Raw genomic sequence first — 17,371 nt, 5'->3', positions numbered from 1 at the left:
GCACTTGCTCAGGTAACAGGCACGAACTCTCCTTCGGCGAAGAACCACGCCGACATCGTCCGTGCCAGTTCGAGCACGACCTCCGCGTCGGTCCGGCCGGAGGACGCGCGCACGTGGAACGAATGATCTGCGTCGTCCACCACATGCAGCGTGGCGCGTGGCCCCAGCGTCTCGACGACCGACCTCAGCAGGTGAAGCTCGGCCAGCTTGTCGCGCGTGCCCTGCAGGAAGAGCATCGGCACCGTGACGTCCGCCAGGTGCCGTGCCCTCTCCACGCCGGGCGCGCCCGCCGGGTGCAGCGGGAACGCGACGAAAGCGAGGCCACGCACGCCGTCGAGCGGGGAGATGGCTTGCGCCTGGGACGTCATGCGGCCGCCGAACGACCTGCCGCCCGCGAAGAGCGGCAGGGCTGGCAGCCGCCGGCGAGCCTCCGCGACGGCTGCCTGCACGGCAGCATGTGCCACGGCCGGCGAATCCACTCGCTTGGAGCCCCGCTCCATGTACGGAAACTGGTAGCGCAATGTGGCGACATTGGTCGCCGCAAGCGCGTCGGCCAATGACGACATGCCGGCGTGCTGCATGCCCGCCCCGGCACCGTGCGCGAAGACATACAGGGCTCGCGCATCCTCCGGGACTCGGAGGAGCGCAGAGACCTTAGTGCCGTCGGGCAGTGCCAGGGAAAGCGATTCTGGGTCGTCCATCGTATTCAGGTCGTGTCGTTGTGGCCTTTGCGCCGATTCTGCATCAATCAGGCATCGGGGAGCGTTTGTGGCGGCCTCCGGCAAGGCATTGCGCAGGCGAAGCTTGCCGGCCGATCCATGGAGCGCGCGCCCATCGTGAACGGCGCTGCAGTCGCGATGTGTCGGTTGACGACCGCAAGCCCGACCTGCGGGCCGCAACGTGATCCGCGCTTTGAGACATCTGCGTAATAGCACGCCTGCATCATTGTCAGCGAGCTGTTACGACACTGCAATCACCGTCAAAGGAAGTTCTCGAAGGGCAGTTCATTTGTCCGGCTCTCTGGAAGAACATGTCCGGCTGCAGAAAGTTCTGGGTTCGGCCACTAGCCGACGCTGGCCAGTGCTCGCGCCGAGACACCCCGATGTCAGCAGTGCAAGCTTCCAGCCGGCCTTGAGACGACAAAATGTCGGCGACTGCTGCGATACCAGATCTCCGCAGCGGTGTTGGATAGAGATAGTGGGGGAGTTGGCCCCGCTCCCGTCGCGAAAGTTGCGCGTAGGGCTCTCTGTCCCGGTCAGGCGAGCCCGCTGGAGGCGTCGCACGGAGGCCACAGCGCAGCGAGTTTCGCTATACACGCTCGTCTCACTGATGCCGAGGACGCCATGCCCACAAACAGAAGCGCCTCCATGTTGCTATGGAGGATGGCGTCCTTGGGGACGTTCCGGCCCGACGGACGACGCCACAGTGGCGGCCAGGTGCCCCAGGTCGACAGCAGGCAGAACTCGGCGATCAACCGTCAATGGTTTGCGTCGACGGCGAGACGTTGAGGCGTCCCATTTGGTCAGGGAACGGACACCCAAGTCATGCTATGCGACTTTTTCGATCGGCCGTGGCCGACTCCTGGTTGGATAGATCGGAAAATGCAGCGCCTTCACCCCAGGAAAGATCCGCGTTGGGACAGGTCCCAACGCGAGCCGGCAGTTGGATTTCGCCGCTGTGTTTGCACAAGCCTACGGCATGGACTCGTTTATCGACGCTGGTAGACAACGCCCTGAATCAAGACTTGATCTGCCTCCGGCTTCTCGTCAAAACGTTTATGCGCCTCGGCAATGGCGACTTGATTCTCGCTCGCCCAGTTGACCAACGCCATGACAGGCTTCAACAGCGTTCTTCCCATGTCAGTGAGTTCGTAATCGACGCGAGGAGGAATCGTTGGATACATCGTTCGCGTTATCAGTCCGTCGCGTTCCAGTCCGCGCAAGGTCAGTGTCAGCATGCGCTGGGAAATGCCGTCGATGCCGCGCTTCAATTCGTTGAAGCGCCGCGGGCCCTTGGCCAGCATAGCGACAATGTAGAGGCTCCACTTGTCGCCGATGCGATCCAATATTTCGCGGGTTGCCACACAGCCGCCGGTGTCAGGCGCAGGCATATCGGCAGGTAGCTCGATGTGACTAAGTGACATGCGTGTGCCTTCTTGTGAGGACAGGACAGGAACCATACCATCCTACGTATGAATTAGTAAGTCAGGACAATTAACTGACTTAGTTCTTATTTTATACCTAGGAGCCGTCATGAGCCACACCCTACTTGTCACGTCCAGCCCGCGCGGGGGTGACAGCCTGTCCACCCGCTTCGCAACCGAAATCGCAGAGGGCATCCAGGCCCGCGCGGGCGGCCCGCTGATCGTGCGCGACCTTGCCGCGAATCCTCCGCCCCATATCGCACCGGCCTACATCCAAGGCCGGATCACGTCGCCCGGAGATCGCACGTCGGAACAGGTCGAGGCGGTGAAGGTCGCGCAAGAGTTGGTCGATGAGTTGAAGGTCGCCGATGTGATCGTGCTCGGTTCGGGCATGATCAACTTCGGTCTGCCCTCGCAGCTCAAGGCGTGGTTCGATCACGTCACCTGGCCGGGCGTCACCTTCGGCTACGGCGATACTGGGCCGAAGGGGCTGCTGGCCGGCAAGAAGGTCTATCTCGTTACCGCTACCGGCGGCGTGTTCTCGGAAGGTGCCTGGGCGCCGTTCGACTTCCAGACCAACTACTTGCTGCATCTGCTTGGTTTCATCGGCCTGACCGACGTTGAAGTGGTGCGTGTCGAAGGCACGGTTTTCGGCCCCGATGCGGCGAAGGCCGCAATCGCCAACACCGAAACGGCCATCAAAGCCTTGTTGGCGAAGGCTGCGTGACCTCGTGGCCGGGAAAAAAACCATCGCGCTGTTCGGTGCAACCGGACCGACCGGAAGGCACATCATCGAGGAAGCCTTGAAGCAGGGCTACAACCTGTCGGTCTATACGCGCGACGCAAAGAAACTCGCGTCGTCCGCGGGAAGGATCGAAATTGTTGTCGGCGACCTGCAAGACCAAAGCGCCATTGCGAAGTGCGTCCAAGGTGCCGAGGCGGTCATCAGCGCCCTTGGCCCCAACAGTCTCAAGGTGCAAGGCGATAAGCCGATCATGCACGGCTTGACCAACATCATCGCCGCGATGAAGCACGCAGGCGTGCGCCGTCTTATCCAGATTTCCACGGCTGCCTATCGTGATCCCAAGGATGGCTCTGCCTTCAAAACCCATGCGTTCGTACTGTTGTTCAAGGTTATCGTGCGCAAGGGGTATGAGGACATCAAGGCGACTGGCGAATTGATCGCCAATTCGGACCTGGACTGGACACTGGTACGCATTCCTAACCTCAAGGATGACCCCGCCGATGGCAGCGTGGATGTGGGTTGGTATGGAAAGACCAAACTCAGCATGAAGCTCTCCAGAGGCAATCTTGCGAAGTTCCTGGTTGACCAGGTGACCGACAAGAAGTTCGTGCGTGCCGCGCCAGGCATCGCTAACCATTGATGCAGGAACGTCTCAACAATGTTCACGCCATGAGCGGATTCATCAATGCTGATGTACCCGATCAATCGGGAAAGACCTTTATCGTCACCGGCGCCAACACCGGCATAGGCTTTGAAATAGCGAGTACGTTGGCGGCGCGGCGAGCCAGGGTGCTTCTCGCGTGCCGTGACGAGCGGAAAGCGGAAGCAGCCATTAGCCGGATTCGTCTGAAGGCATCTGAAGCGAATCTCGCATTCTTGCCGCTTGACCTCGCAGACCTGACGAGCGTGCGGAACGCAGCCAAACTGGCCGAAAAGGAACCGCGCATCGACGCGCTCATCAATAATGCGGGCGTGCAAGGGCCGAAGCTAAAGCACACGGTGCAAGGCTTCGAGCTGACATTCGGCGTCAATCATCCTGGTTGCTTTGCGTTCACCGCGCTCATGTTGCCCAAGCTCACGGAAACATCCGGGTCGCGCATCGTTGTCACGAGCAGCGGTCTGCACAAGGACGCGAAGATCGAGTGGGACGATCTTAATGCGGAGAAGAGTTACAAGTGGATGCCTCGCTATGCAGCCAGCAAGCTTGCGAATCTGCTTTTTATCTTTGAGCTGGATCGGCGACTGCGAGCGGCGGGTACACCTGTTACGGCAGTGGCCTGCCATCCGGGCCTTGCTGGAACCAACCTTGCGCGCGATAGCTGGTGGGGCAACATCGCAATGTCATTGATCGGCCTGCTACTGCCAGATGCGCCGGCAGAACTACGAAGCGCTTTTTGCCGCATGCCTGCGGACTTCCACGCGTAGCCGCCACACCCTGGCCCCGTTTCTGGTACGCTGCGCTTTCTCACCTCGCAGCTTTCGAACCAATGGAACTCCCTTTCAACGAAGCCGCCGTTTCGGTCACGCGCAGCGCGCTCTCCGCCGGCGGCCAGGTCTTCCCGCTGCGCGACATAGAAGACGTGCGCATCGTCGCCGGGCGGCGCAGCCGCGCCGTGCCCATCGCGATCAGCGTGCTCGGTGCCGCTGGCGCCGCCGTTGGCGCCGCGTTCGGCTCGGCGGCCGGTCTCGCGTGCGGCGTGATGGTGATCGTGGTGGGCTGGCTCGCCTGGATCTGGCAGGAGGCCGTCCACCGGCTTTACGTCCTCACCGGCGGGGAATCGCGCGAAGCGGTCACGAGCGGCGACCTCGCGTTTCTCGAACGCGTGGAGCAGGCGGTGCGCGCCGCCAAGGCCGCGCAAAGCGCGTAGGCCAGTGGGAGACCGAGGGCGGCACCACCCGGCCCGCCCGGGGCAACCGTAAGCATCCCGAAGGACTCCGGGAGATCGCTCCTCACTCCATCTCGATCGACTTGACGTGCCAGATATCGCGGGCATATTCCGCGATGGCGCGATCCGATGAGAATTGCCCCATCCCCGCCACGTTCTCGATCGCGCTCGCGGTCCACGCCGGCACGTCCATGAAGCGCTGGTCGGCGGCGTCCTGGGCCTCGACGAAGGCCGAGTAGTCGGCCAGCACGAGGTAGTGGTCGCCCCAGTCCACGAGCGTGTGGAAGATTTCCGTGTAGCGCGCCGGATCGCCCGGCGAAAAGAAGCCCGTGCGGATCTGATCGAGCGCGCGGCGCAGTTCGGCGTTTTCCTCGTAGACCTGGCGGGGCCGGTAGCCCGCGCAACGCAGCGCGTCCACCTGGTCGGACGTGTGGCCGAAGATGAAGATGTTGTCCTGCCCCACGGCCTCGCAAATCTCGATGTTCGCGCCGTCGAGCGTACCCATCGTGAGCGCGCCGTTGAGCGCGAGCTTCATGTTGCCGGTGCCCGACGCTTCGGTGCCCGCGGTCGAGATCTGCTCGGAAAGGTCCGCCGCCGGAATCAGCATTTCGGCCACGCTCACGCCGTAGTTCGGCACGAACACGACCTTGAGGCGCTCGCCCACCACGGGATCATGGTTGATCTTCGCCGCTACGTCGTTGATGAGGCGGATGATCATCTTCGCCATGCGGTAAGCCGAAGCGGCCTTGCCGGCGAACAACACGACGCGCGGCACCCAGTCGCGCTCCGGCGCTTCGAGTATGCGGTTGTAGCGCGTGATCACGTGCAGCACGTTGAGGAGCTGGCGCTTGTATTCGTGAATGCGCTTGACCTGCATGTCGAAGAGCGCATCGGGATTGAACACGATGCCCGTGCGCGCGTGGGCGCGGTGCGCGAGGCGCACCTTGTTGCTGCGCTTGGCGGCGCGGAACGCGGCCTCGAACGAGGCATCGCCACGCAGCTTGCGCAGCGCGCCCAGCTCGAACAGGTCGCTGCGCCAGCGTGTCCCGATCGCGTCGTCAATCAGGTGCGCAAGCGGCGGACTCGCCTGCGCGAGCCACCGGCGCGGCGTGATGCCGTTCGTGACATTCGTGAAGCGCTCGGGAAAGAGGCGCGAAAAATCGGCGAAGATATCGCGCGTCATCAGTTGCGAGTGCAGCTTCGAGACGCCGTTCACCTTGTGGCTCGCCACGATCGCGAGGTAGGCCATGCGCACGCGGCGCTGGCCGTACTCGTCGACGAGCGAGATGCGGCGGATCAGGTCGAGGTCGTGCGCGCCGCGGTCGCTTGCGTCGCGCAGGAACGCCGCGTTGATATCGAAGATGATTTCGAGGTGGCGCGGCAGCAGGCGCGCCAATAGTTCGATGTCCCAGGTTTCCAGCGCTTCGGGCATCAGCGTGTGGTTCGTGTACGAGAACACGCGGCGCACGTGGCGCATCGCCTCGTCCCACGGCAGATGATGCACGTCGACGAGCAGGCGGATCAGTTCGGGGATCGCCAGCACCGGGTGCGTGTCGTTCAGGTGCACCGCGACCTTCTCCGAAAAGCGCCCAAAGGTGCTGTGCGTGCGCAGGTAGCGGCGAATCAGGTCCTGCATCGTCGCGGAAACGAAGAAGTATTCCTGGCGCAGGCGCAACTCGCGCCCGGCCGTCGTCGAGTCGTCGGGATAGAGCAGGCGCGAGACGTTCTCGGAGATGTTGCGCGCTTCCACGGCGCGCTGATAATCGCCCTGATTGAACGCCGAGAGGTCGAGCTCTTCGTCCGCGCGCGCGGACCACAGGCGCAGGGTGTTCGTCGCGCTCGTGGCGTAGCCTGGAATCACCGTGTCGTAGGCCATGGCGTTGACGTGCTGCGTATCGACCCATTCGACCTGGCCGTTGCGCTGCAAGGTGCGCCCGCCGAAATGCACGGGGTACTGGACCTCGGGCCGTGGAAACTCCCAGGGATTGCCGTAGCGCAGCCAGTAGTCGGGCGCCTCGACCTGCTCGCCATTCACGATCTGCTGGCGGAACATGCCGTAATCGTAGCGAATGCCGTAGCCGAAGCCCGGGATGCCGAGCGTCGCCATCGAATCGAGAAAGCACGCCGCGAGCCGGCCGAGACCGCCATTGCCGAGCGCGGCGTCGGGCTCGTAGTCGAGCACCGTGTCCAGGTCGACGCCGACGCTCGCGAGCGCCTCTTTCATCTGATCGTGGATGCCGAGCGCGATCAGCGCGTTCGAGAACGTGCGGCCGATGAGGAACTCCATCGACAGGTAATAGACGCGTTTGACGTCCTGATCGTACTGGCGGCGCGTCGTGATCATCCAGCGCTCGACGAGCCGGTCGCGCACGGCGAGCGACGCGGCGTGCAGCCAGTCTTGCGGACGGGCCGTCACGGCGTCCTTGCCGACGCCGTACATCAGACGGTTGGAGAGAGAACGGCGCAGCGCCTCGACGCTGCTTTGCAAATGTTCGAACTCGAGACCGATCGCTGTCATCTGTTGACTCCTGTCGAACGCACCTCACAACGGCGCCTGGTGCGGTCCCACGCAGAGCACTGGAAAAAGGGAGAGCGTCCCGAAGTGGTGCAGGACGCGCGGCTGTCCGGGCCCTGCGCCGCGCGCGTCGAGCCGGGACGATGACGCATCCGCGTCGCGGCGCTGGGGACCAGCTCCGCCCGCCAGCCAGCGCAGATCAACTTGCAGAGTAGTGCATTTTGAGATGGCGTGCGGCAGCGCGTCAGGCAAGCAAGCGCTGCGCCCGCCACTCGTACTGACGCGGATTTCGCTTCCCCTCCGTGCGTTGCCCAGGCTCCGCGCGCGCAGCGCGGCGGCAGGCGTGGGCGTGGCGGGCTTGGCAGTTAGTTGCACCATGGCGGCACGAGTAGGCTCGCGCGAACGGAGCGAAGGCTTACAGTCGCCTCACGCTGTGAAGCGTCTCCTGCAAGACTGGGCGGCCTCTGCAACAATCGCGAGATTCGTCCGCCAGGCCCGCGCCGCGGGTTCATCGTCCAACCGCCCGAGACCGTCTTGTCCGAAACCTGTTCCGCGCCGCGCGAGCGCCACGAGAGCCCGCTCGCCGACGCCCCCATGTCCGCGAAGAACCGCCGCGCCATGGCCGCCGTGATGCTTGCCGTCGCGCTCGCGACGCTCGACACCGCCATCGCCAACACGGCGCTGCCCGCCATCGCCACCGACCTGCATGCGGCCCCCGCCGCCTCGGTGTGGATCATCAACGCCTACCAGCTCGCGATGGTCGCGACGCTCTTGCCGCTCGCGGCGCTCGGCGACATCGTCGGCCACCGGCGCATCTATATCAGCGGCCTCGCGATCTTCACGGTCGCCTCGCTCGCCTGTGCGCTCGCGCCCACCCTCACCGCGCTCGCTCTCGCGCGCGTGCTGCAGGGGCTCGGTGCGAGCGCCATCATGAGCGTGAATACGGCGCTGATCCGCTTTCTGTATCCGCCACACCGGCTCGGGCGCGGGCTAGGCATGAACGCGCTGATCGTCGGGGTCTCGTTCGCAGTGGGCCCGACGATGGCCTCGCTGATCCTCTCCGCAGGCACCTGGCCGTGGCTCTTCGCGATCAACGTGCCGCTCGGCGTGCTCGCGCTCGTGTTCGCGCTGCCCGCGCTGCCGCAAACGGCACGCGGCAAGCACGCGTTCGATCCTGTCGCGGCGCTGCTCAACGTGGTCACGTTCGCCGCGCTGATCTTCGCGCTCGGGGAGGCGGCGCAGCGCGCGCCGGGCATGGAAGTGGGGATCGCCGCCGTGGTGGCGCTGGTGTTCGGCGCGCTGCTGATCCGGCGCGAGGCCGGGCATCCGGCGCCGATGCTGCCGGTGGACCTGTTTCGCCGGCCGGTTTTCGCGCTTTCGTCGGTCACGGCCGTGTGCTCGTTCGCGGCACAGGGTCTCGCGTTCGTCTCGCTGCCGTTCTATTTCGAAACCGTGCTCATGCGCAGCCAGGTGGAGACGGGCTTCCTGATGACGCCCTGGCCCGTGGTTGTCGCAGCGGCCGCGCCCATCGCGGGACGCCTCTCTGACCGCTATCCGCCGGGGCTGCTCGGCGCGATCGGACTCGCCATACTCTCGGCGGGCATGGCGTCGCTCGCGCTGTTGCCCGCGCATCCCTCGTTGCCCGACATCGTCGTGCGCATGGCGATTTGCGGCGCGGGCTTCGGCTTCTTCCAGTCGCCCAATCTGCGGGCGATCATGGCAAGCGCGCCGCCCGAGCGCAGCGGCGGCGCGAGCGGCACCATCGCCGTCTCGCGTCTGCTTGGGCAGACCACGGGCGCGGCGCTCGTGGCACTGTGTTTCGGGGTCGCGGGCCGGCATGGGCCGGCGCTCGCATTGGGTCTCGGCTGCGCCTTTGCGGGCGCGGCGGCCATCGCGAGCGGGCTGCGGCTCCTCGCGCCGTCCCACCGCGCGGTGCGGCGCGGATGAGGCGCGTAACCGGATTCCACCAGGTCCGAGGCAAAGGCGCGCGGGAGAAGCGCGCCCTCGCCTTGGCGGCGCTCAGCGCGCGAAGTAGCCCTTCACTGCCGCCACGAACGTATCGATATCGGCGGCCGTGACGTCCAGGTGCGTGACGAAGCGCGAGGCGTACAGCATCTGCGTGAGGATCCCGCGCTCCTTGAGATATGCCTCCAGCGGCGCGCAATGCGCCTGCGGGAACTGCGCGAACACCATGTTGGTGGCCTGCGACGCGACCTTCACCTGATCGATCTGCGCGAGACCGGCGGCGAGACGCGCGGCGTTCGCGTGGTCGTCGGCGAGGCGCGCGACGTTGTGATCGAGCGCGTAAAGGCACGCGGCCGCGAGCACGCCGGACTGGCGCATGCCGCCGCCCAGCACCTTGCGCCAGCGATGCGCGACGTCGATGAGCGCACGGCTGCCCACCAGCACCGAGCCCACCGGTGCCCCCAGCCCCTTCGAAAAGCAGATCGATACCGAGTCGAAGCCCGCTGCGAGCGCCTTCAAAGGCTGGCCGGAAGCGACCGCCGCGTTGTATGCGCGCGCGCCGTCGAGGTGCGTGGATAGCCCGCGCTCGTGGGCGAGCTGCGTGGCCTTCGCGACGTAGTCGGCGGGCAGCACTTTGCCGCCAATCGTGTTTTCGAGCGCGAGCAGACGCGTGCGCGCGAAGTGGTCGTCGATCGGCTTGATCGCCGCGGCGATGCGCTCGAGCGCGATCGTGCCGTCTTCGGCGTTATCGAGCGGCTGCGGCTGGATGCTGCCGAGCACGGCCGCGCCACCGCCCTCGTACTTGTAGGTGTGCGCGGCCTGGCCGACGATGTACTCGTCGCCGCGCGCGCAGTGCGCCATCAGAGCGGCGAGGTTGCTTTGCGTGCCGCTCGGAAAGAACAGACCCGCCTCCTTGCCCGCCTCCTCTGCCATGCGCGCCTGCAGGCGCAGCACGGTCGGGTCGTCGCCCCACACGTCGTCGCCGGTTTCGGCGCGGGTCATGGCGGCGAGCATGGCTTGGCTCGGGCGAGTGACGGTGTCGCTGCGCAGATCGATCATCGCGATGAAATCCTCGTGGTTGGCGCACGCGCGGGCCAGCGCGCCTCGCTGGGCGGCCGCTGCGCGACGTGAGAATCATCGAGTGTATTTTCAAACGGCGGGGCAGCGCAATGCCGGGCGGCGCCGGCCGCCGCGCACCAGCCCAGCGGGCGCCGCTAGCGGCTGAGCAGGGGCAGCGGATCGACGGGCTTGCCGTCGCTACGGACTTCGAACTGAACGCCACCGGGGCCCATCTCCGCGACAGGCTGGCCTTGCGAGACGGCGTCGTCTTCCTTGACGAGCAGTTTGCCGTTGCGCCCGTAGGCCGTGACGACCTGGTCGTTGTGCTTGATGATGACGAGCGGCCCATAGGCCTCGATGCCGGTGCCCGCATAGACCACGCGCCCGGCGGCGGCGGCCTTGACCGGTTCGCCGGCCGTGCCGCCGATCACGATGCCGGTGGACTTGCCCGGCACGAACCGTTGCAGGACCGGCCCGCGCACGGGCCACGCAAGCGCAATCGAAGGCGCGACGGGCGCGGGCACGGCCACGCCCGCCGCGGCGGGAGCGTTGCCCTGCACCTGCGCCGGCGGGGGCGGGGGCGCCGCCATGGCGTAGTTCGGCGGCGGCGCGACGCGCAGCACCTGGCCGGGCAAGATCTGGGCGTAGGCGGACGGCAGCTGGTTCCAGGTCGCGAGGTCCTGCGGATGCTGGCCAAAGGCCGCGGCGACGCGCGAAAGCGTGTCGCCGGGATTGACGCGGTAATAGCCGGCAGGCACGCCGCTGGTCGACATCGCGGGCGCGCTCGGCGACTCCGCCCAGGGCGCGAACGGGGTGCTACAGGCGCTGCAGACGAGCGCGAGGCCGGCCAGCGCCGCATAGGCGCCGGGGTTTCGCCGTTGTCGGTTCATCGTGCTGTTCCTCGCTTGGTCCTCGCGTATCCGGGAGATACGCATATTGGATGCGCGGCGGGCCGCTGACGTTCGCGTGCGCACCATATTCCGCGAATCGGCCGGAAATGGCGAACGTCCCCATTATATCGTTCACGCCTTTTTTCGCTGTCATGCGCGCCCCGCCTGCGTTTGCGCGGGTCAACGCCTATACTGAGTCACGCATGATCCGATAATCAGATGAAAGGCCTCTCGCTGCAGTCCCATGGCCCTGAGGGATTCGAGCATGAATAAAGCCACCTTTCTTTCACTGCAGCTCAACGTCGAAGATGTCGCGTCGTCGCCTGGCCTCGTCGAATTGTTGAACAACCATCTCGTCTTTGCGGCCGACGTGGCCGAAGCCGCCGACGAACTGGTGCAGCACGCCAGCATCGCCAGGCTTTCCGGCGCCATCGAGGCGAGCGTGGAAATTCCCGCCGTCGTGATCGAGCGCTTGCGCGATGCGCTCGATACGCTGAGCGGCTATGACGAAACCTGGCTTTTCGCGCTCGAACCCGGCAGTGCGCTCTTCAATGACATTGCACGCCGGCCTCGCCTGCTTCACTAGTCCGCGAACCCGGAGCGGACGGCGCCCCACCCGCATCGCCCGCCCCATTTGCCTGCGCGCCGGCACTAGTCATTTCGTATACGTCGCTGCCGCGCGCGGAGCGCCTTATCGCATCACAGCCGTGCCTTGGCGCGCAAACTGGGGGAACCGCCGTGAAATCCATTCTGAACCGCCGCAATGCCTCGCTTTCCGGGGGCTCATCCCGCCTCGTTGCCGTGGCGCACGACCCGGTCATGCAACGCGCCGCCTCGAGCGGCGCCGTCGCGCTCGACCCGCTTCCCCCCGCCGATACGTCACCTGATGCCGCAGGCGAAATCGAGCCTCGCGCAGAACCGGCGACAGGCGCGTTGCACGAGGGCGCGCCTCGTCCGGTATCCACGCTCCATCCGGTGCCGGTCATGCCCGCGCACCTCAACGGCCGCCCGGTGCAGATCGCCGACGGCGCAGCGTTCGAAGCGCTCCACGCGGCCGAGGAGCTGCTGACCTTCCGCGTCTATCGCTGCTTCGCCTATACCGTGAGCCTGTTTTTCCATCCGCCGACACTCGGCTACTTCGTCGCGTTGCATCAGGAAACGGTGCTGTGGCGCGCGCTGAAGGCCAACGATCTCGATGCGGCCGGTTCCGCGTTCCATCTCATGCAGGAGCAAGCGACGCGCCTCGCCGACGGCGAAACGCGCCGCGTGCAACTCGTCGCGCAAAACGCGGAGCTCACGCGGCTCATCGAAGAATCGGAAGCGCAGGCCGAACGGCTGCGCGTGGACTTGCAGCGCCACGCGGAGCAAGAGCAGATGGTGACGGGCCGCCAGCATCAGGTGCGCAAGGAAGTGGCGCAACTGGAGGCGCAGCGCATCGCCGCCCAGGCCCAGTTGAACAAGGCGCACCGGGCGCTGCATCAACTCAAGGTCGCGACGAGCGAGGGCGTGCCGCATCTGCATATGCGCTGAAGTCGCGCATTAAGTCGCAAAACGGGCGCACCAAAAAGTACGGACCGGTTGAGAACCGGTCCGTGCTGGACTGCATACTGCTTACTGCCTGCTGCAACAACATACTGCCAACTGCCACTGCACGGCTGCACCTCTCACTGCGCCAGCCAACTTCAACTGCCTGTTACCTACGGCTCTCTGCTTACTGCAATTGAGTTTGCAACAACTCACAACGCGCTTTGCAACTGCCGAACTGCAACAACGTTCTCTGCGGTGCGACTTCTACCGCGTACCGCAACTACTAACTACTGCAACAACCAAAAACGACCGCTCACTGCGTACTGCATGGAACTACAGGGGTCTTGCACCGGAGCCGCCTGAAGCGGCCCCGTTCGGTCAGGGCTTAGTGGCCGAAATAAACCTGCTGATGCGGGGAAAGCTGTGCCGGTTGCACCGCTGCGCCCGACTGCGAGGTACCCGCGGCCGGCGCGCCGTAGCCGCTGGTGTCGCCGGCGGCGAGCTTCTCTTCGGTCACCCGGGCTTGGGCAGCCTGGAGATTCTTGGGATAGTCGGCATGGTCAGCCGTCGGGTTGTAGCCTGCGTGCTCGAGTTCGACGAGTTCCGCGCGCACCTGGGCGCGGGTCAGGCCTTGCTGGCTCGACTGGGCGAACGACATTGCCGGAATGGCAAGCGCGGCGGCAACGACGACTGCGGGGATGAGCTTGTTCATGATCGGACCTCCAACTGGTTTTATTTCCGCTTCGGAACACCGTGTTCGTCAGCGATTGATTACAGTGTAGGCGCCTTAGCTCTCTAGGGAAAACCCTTATTCCTCAAAACACCGTTGCAATTTCAGCAATAAAAAAGGTGAGTCCGACGGACTCACCTTTCATTCCCACAAAGACCGCAACGACAATGCGGCCTTTTGTCTTGCGGTTTCTTTACGACCAGTCGGCGTGGAAGCTGCCCGGCTTGTCGATGCGCTCGAACGTGTGAGCGCCGAAGAAGTCGCGCTGCGCCTGAACGAGGTTGGCGGGCACGCGCTCGGAACGGTAGCCGTCGAAGTACGCCACGGCCGACGAGAACGCCGGCACCGGCACGCCTGCGCTCACCGCCTGGATCACCACGTCGCGCAGCGCCGCTTGATAGTTCGCGGCGATGTCGCGGAAATAAGGATCGAGGAGCAGGTTGTCGAGCTGCGGATTCCTGGCGTAGGCGTCCATGATCTTCTGCAGGAAGCGCGCGCGGATGATGCAGCCCGCGCGGAAGATCTTCGCGATCGTGCCGTACTGGAGATCCCACTTGTACTCGTCGGAGGCGGCGCGCAGCTGCGCGAAACCCTGGGCATACGAAATGACCTTCGAAAAGTACAGCGCGCGGCGCACCGATTCGATGAACGCCTGGCGGTCGCCCGAGAACGGCTTCGCGTCGGGGCCCGCGAGCACCTTGCTCGCCGCCACGCGCTGTGTCTTGAGCGACGAGAGCACGCGCGCGAACACGGCTTCGGTGATGAGCGGCAGCGGCGCGCCGAGGTCGAGCGCGTTCTGGCTCGTCCACTTGCCGGTGCCCTTTTGCGCGGCGCGGTCGAGAATCACGTCCACGAGATCCTTGCCCGTTTCCGCGTCCTTCTTGCCGAAAATCTTCGACGTGATCTCGATCAGATAGCTATCGAGCTCACCCTCGTTCCATTCGGTGTAGACCTTGCCCAGTTCCTCGTTCGAGAGGCCGAGCACCTGCTTGAGCACCGCATAGCTTTCGGCGATCAACTGCATGTCGCCGTATTCGATGCCGTTGTGCACCATCTTCACGAAGTGGCCCGCACCGTCCGGACCCATATAGGCCACGCACGGTTCGCCGTCCGGCGCCTTCGCGGCGATTTCCGTGAGGATCGGCGCCACCAGATCGTAAGCGTCGCGCTGGCCGCCCGGCATGATCGACGGGCCCTTGAGCGCGCCTTCCTCGCCGCCCGACACGCCCGTGCCGATGAAGTGCAGGCCCGCCTTGGCGAGCTCCTGGTTGCGGCGGATGGTGTCGGTGAAATGCGTGTTGCCACCGTCGATCAGGATGTCGCCCTTGTCCAGCAGCGGCTTGAGCGCGGCGATGGTGTCGTCGGTGGGCTCGCCCGCCTTGACCATCAGCAGGATGCGGCGCGGCTTTTCAAGCGAGTCGACGAACTCTTCCAGCGTGTAAGCCGGCACGAGCTTGCGATCCGGAAACTCAGCGATCAGCTCGTCGGTTCTCGCGCGGCTGCGGTTGAACACCGAGACCGCATGGCCGCGGCTCTCGATGTTGAGCGCCAGATTGCTGCCCATCACGGCCAGACCCACCACGCCGATTGGCTGTTTGCTCATGTTGATTCTCCACTTCATTCAATGACGGCGCCGCTCAGGGCGCCAACCGTGCAAGCATAAGGGAAACCCGCAAGCGCTGCGCCAACGCGAGCACGCGCGACGAATGTTTCCGGAGCTGCCTAGCGTTTTCTGAACACCAGACAGAAATTGTTCGCCGGCATCGCCACGCGCGCTTCACACGCGAAGCCTTGCGCCTGCGCCAGCGCCTCCACGTCTTCCATGTCGCGCACGCCCCACGAGGGGTCGCGTGCGCGCAGATCGGCGTCGAAGGCCTCGTTGCTCGGCGCGGTGTGCGCGCCGCCGCGCCGGTACGGCCCATAGAGCACGAGCGCGCCTCCCTCAGCAATGCGCACGCGCGCGCCCTTCATGAGCGCGCGTGCCGCTTCCCACGGCGCGATGTGGATCATGTTGATGCAGACGATGGCGTCCACCGCTTCGATCGGCCAGGGCTCGCGGCATACGTCGAGGTCGAGCGGCTCGAGCAGGTTCGCGAGGCCCGTATGCGCGCGCCAGGCGGCGATCGAAGCGCGGGCGCGGGCGTCGGCGTCGCTGGGCTGCCAGGTGAGGCCGGGCAACGCGGACGCGAAATGTACGGCATGCTGCCCGGTGCCGCTCGCGATTTCGAGCACGGTGCCCTGGGCGGGCAGCGCACCGCGCAGCACCTCCAGAATCGGCGCGGCGTTGCGTTCGGCGGCGGGTGCGCAAAGGCGCTGTGCGGCTTGCGGGTCGTTCATCGTCTTGCGCTCGTTCAGGGTTCACTCAGGGTTCGCACAGATTCGGCTCAGTAAAGAGAGCGCTTGATGCGTTCGGCGAGGCCGGCTTCGTAGGTCCCGACATCGAACGTCTCGCCATACTGCTCCTCGTTCACGCGGCGCAACATCTCGCCCGCGCTCGGCAGGTGCGAGCGCTCGACGTGGTGCGAAGCGTCCCACAGCTTCGAGCGCACGATGGCCTTCGAGCAATGGAAATACACACTCTCCACGTCGATCACGAGCACCGAGCGCGGCGGCTTGCCGTCCACGGCGAAGCTCGCCACGAGCGCCGCTTCGGTGCTCACCCGCGCGCGTCCGTTCACGCGCAGCATTTCGCCCACGCCCGGCACCATGAAGAGCAGCGCCACCTGCGCCGAAGCGATCACGTTACGCAAACTGTCCACGCGGTTGTTGCCTGGGCGGTCGGGCAGCGCGAGCGTGCGCTCGTCGACAATGCGCACGAAGCCGGGCGCGTCGCCGCGCGGCGAGCAATCGAGGCCTTCCGGCCCGCCCGTCGCGAGCACGACGAACGGCGAGCTTTCGATGAAGCGCCGGTAATCCGCGTTGACGTGATCGATTTCCTTGCGCAACGAGCGTTCGTTCGGCGTGCCGTAGTGGGCTTCGAGGTCGGCTAGCGTGTTCAGCATGTCGTCGCTTCCTTGGCGTCGTGGCGATATCAGGGAAAAAGGCGCGCGCCCAGCGCTTCGAGCACGGCCGCACACGGCGCTTCGAGCTTCAGTGCGAGCAACGGGTCGGCGCGCGTCTTGCCCATGTTGATCGCGGCCACGGGCTTGCCGCGCTGCTGGGCCCAAGCGCAGAAGCGGTAACCCGAATAGACCATGAGCGAGGAGCCGACCACGAGCACGGCGTCGGCCTCGTCGAGCGCGTTCGAGGCGCTTGCCACGCGCTCGCGGGGCACGTTCTCGCCGAAGAACACCACCGAAGGCTTGAGCATGCCGCCGCACGCGGCGCACGCCGGCACGTGGAAGGCGTTCTCGCCGTCGAAGTCGAGATGGGCGTCGCCGTCGGCGGCGGGCTCCGCGCTCGCGCCCGCAATCGCCGGATTGCGCGCCACGAGTTCCGGCTGGATCGATGCGCGCGAGTACTGCGCGCCGCAGTCGAGGCAATGCACATGCGCGATGCTGCCGTGCAGTTCGATCACCTCGCGGCTGCCCGCGCGCTGATGCAGCCCGTCCACGTTCTGCGTGACGAGCGTGCGCGCGTAGCCCGCCGCGCCGAGGCGCGCGAGCGCGCGATGCGCGCCGTTGGGCTGGGCGAGACCGACCGTCGGCCAGCCGATCATGCTGCGCGCCCAGTAGCGCCGCCGCATGCTCTCGGAGCCGAGGAACTCCTGCAGCGTGATGGGCGGCGAGCGCTTCCACGCGCCGTTCTCGTCGCGGTAGCCGGGAATGCCCGAATCCGTGCTGATACCCGCTCCGGTCAGCACGAACAGGCGCGGATGACGCTCGACGAACACCTGCAGCGCGTCGAGCGCGGCGGCGTCGTGAGCGGGGGCGTGGGAGACGAGAATGGATTCGGTCATGGCGGAAGAGGCA

Annotated in this window: 17 protein-coding genes; 7 read left to right on the top strand and 10 right to left on the bottom strand. The window is 65.6% G+C overall.

Annotated elements, in window-relative coordinates; translation table 11 throughout:
* Positions 1-8: 8 nt before the first annotated feature.
* Together VSR34_RS18915 and VSR34_RS18910 are read right to left on the bottom strand one after the other, a co-directional pair.
* Positions 9-701, bottom strand: coding sequence for an alpha/beta family hydrolase (locus VSR34_RS18915; RefSeq protein WP_028209744.1), 693 nt, complete (start codon positions 699-701; stop codon positions 9-11).
* 1,007 nt (positions 702-1,708) lie between these two features.
* Entirely contained in the window at positions 1,709-2,143 is a 435-nt protein-coding gene (locus VSR34_RS18910) for a helix-turn-helix domain-containing protein (RefSeq protein ID WP_028209745.1), read from the bottom strand.
* Positions 2,144-2,252: 109 nt separating this feature from the next.
* On the opposite strand from VSR34_RS18910, the gene VSR34_RS18905 reads away from it, so the two are divergent.
* The 4 genes from VSR34_RS18905 to VSR34_RS18890 all read left to right on the top strand — a co-directional run bounded on the left by VSR34_RS18905 (position 2,253) and on the right by VSR34_RS18890 (position 4,756).
* Complete coding sequence (locus VSR34_RS18905; RefSeq protein WP_028231333.1) at positions 2,253-2,870, top strand: NAD(P)H-dependent oxidoreductase; 618 nt, start codon at positions 2,253-2,255, stop codon at positions 2,868-2,870.
* Between the two features lie 4 nt (positions 2,871-2,874).
* A complete protein-coding gene (locus tag VSR34_RS18900; RefSeq protein ID WP_342963191.1) occupies positions 2,875-3,528 on the top strand; it encodes an SDR family oxidoreductase in 654 nt (217 codons plus the stop codon).
* Positions 3,528-4,313 carry an SDR family NAD(P)-dependent oxidoreductase gene (locus VSR34_RS18895; RefSeq protein WP_238327594.1) on the top strand — a complete coding sequence of 262 codons (786 nt, stop codon included), beginning with the start codon at positions 3,528-3,530 and terminating at the stop codon, positions 4,311-4,313. Before VSR34_RS18900 ends, VSR34_RS18895 begins: the two co-directional genes overlap by 1 nt.
* 62 nt (positions 4,314-4,375) lie before the next feature.
* Entirely contained in the window at positions 4,376-4,756 is a 381-nt protein-coding gene (locus VSR34_RS18890; RefSeq protein WP_028209748.1) for a DUF6232 family protein, read from the top strand.
* An 82-nt stretch (positions 4,757-4,838) separates the two neighbouring features.
* Here the strand turns inward: VSR34_RS18890 and VSR34_RS18885 are convergent, their stop codons facing one another.
* Complete coding sequence (locus VSR34_RS18885; RefSeq protein WP_342963190.1) at positions 4,839-7,292, bottom strand: glycogen/starch/alpha-glucan phosphorylase; 2,454 nt, start codon at positions 7,290-7,292, stop codon at positions 4,839-4,841.
* Positions 7,293-7,823: 531 nt separating this feature from the next.
* Between VSR34_RS18885 and VSR34_RS18880 the strand changes: the two genes are divergently transcribed.
* Positions 7,824-9,236 carry an MFS transporter gene (locus VSR34_RS18880; protein ID WP_042288451.1) on the top strand — a complete coding sequence of 471 codons (1,413 nt, stop codon included), beginning with the start codon at positions 7,824-7,826 and terminating at the stop codon, positions 9,234-9,236.
* Positions 9,237-9,308: 72 nt separating this feature from the next.
* Here VSR34_RS18880 and ltaE read toward each other — a convergent pair whose 3' ends face one another.
* Together ltaE and VSR34_RS18870 are read right to left on the bottom strand one after the other, a co-directional pair.
* Positions 9,309-10,313: a low-specificity L-threonine aldolase gene (gene ltaE, locus VSR34_RS18875; protein ID WP_028209751.1), complete on the bottom strand. Its 1,005-nt coding sequence runs from the start codon at positions 10,311-10,313 to the stop codon at positions 9,309-9,311.
* Between the two features lie 155 nt (positions 10,314-10,468).
* Positions 10,469-11,203: a peptidoglycan DD-metalloendopeptidase family protein gene (locus VSR34_RS18870; RefSeq protein WP_028209752.1), complete on the bottom strand. Its 735-nt coding sequence runs from the start codon at positions 11,201-11,203 to the stop codon at positions 10,469-10,471.
* Between the two features lie 265 nt (positions 11,204-11,468).
* On the opposite strand from VSR34_RS18870, the gene VSR34_RS18865 reads away from it, so the two are divergent.
* On the top strand, positions 11,469-11,789 hold the full coding sequence (locus VSR34_RS18865; RefSeq protein ID WP_028209753.1) for a hypothetical protein: 321 nt from the start codon (positions 11,469-11,471) through the stop codon (positions 11,787-11,789).
* 152 nt (positions 11,790-11,941) lie between these two features.
* Positions 11,942-12,733: a DUF2968 domain-containing protein gene (locus VSR34_RS18860; RefSeq protein WP_028209754.1), complete on the top strand. Its 792-nt coding sequence runs from the start codon at positions 11,942-11,944 to the stop codon at positions 12,731-12,733.
* Positions 12,734-13,115: 382 nt separating this feature from the next.
* Here the strand turns inward: VSR34_RS18860 and VSR34_RS18855 are convergent, their stop codons facing one another.
* The 5 genes from VSR34_RS18855 to VSR34_RS18835 form a co-directional block, all read right to left on the bottom strand.
* On the bottom strand, positions 13,116-13,442 hold the full coding sequence (locus VSR34_RS18855) for a DUF4148 domain-containing protein (RefSeq protein WP_028209755.1): 327 nt from the start codon (positions 13,440-13,442) through the stop codon (positions 13,116-13,118).
* Positions 13,443-13,653: 211 nt separating this feature from the next.
* Entirely contained in the window at positions 13,654-15,063 is a 1,410-nt protein-coding gene (gene gndA / locus VSR34_RS18850) for an NADP-dependent phosphogluconate dehydrogenase (protein WP_028209756.1), read from the bottom strand.
* 119 nt (positions 15,064-15,182) lie between these two features.
* Entirely contained in the window at positions 15,183-15,797 is a 615-nt protein-coding gene (locus VSR34_RS18845) for a DUF938 domain-containing protein (protein WP_342963189.1), read from the bottom strand.
* A 47-nt stretch (positions 15,798-15,844) separates the two neighbouring features.
* Positions 15,845-16,462: a pyridoxamine 5'-phosphate oxidase family protein gene (locus VSR34_RS18840; RefSeq protein WP_342963188.1), complete on the bottom strand. Its 618-nt coding sequence runs from the start codon at positions 16,460-16,462 to the stop codon at positions 15,845-15,847.
* A 29-nt stretch (positions 16,463-16,491) separates the two neighbouring features.
* Positions 16,492-17,358, bottom strand: a complete 867-nt coding sequence (locus tag VSR34_RS18835) for an NAD-dependent protein deacetylase (RefSeq protein ID WP_028231328.1) — start codon at positions 17,356-17,358, stop codon at positions 16,492-16,494.
* Positions 17,359-17,371 lie beyond the last annotated feature (13 nt).

Source organism: Paraburkholderia sp. JHI2823 (assembly GCF_038900695.1).
In the GTDB taxonomy this organism is placed as follows: Bacteria; Pseudomonadota; Gammaproteobacteria; order Burkholderiales; family Burkholderiaceae; genus Paraburkholderia; species Paraburkholderia mimosarum.
Note: the sequence above shows the minus strand (reverse complement) of the source record. Positions and strands in the feature narration are given on the sequence as shown.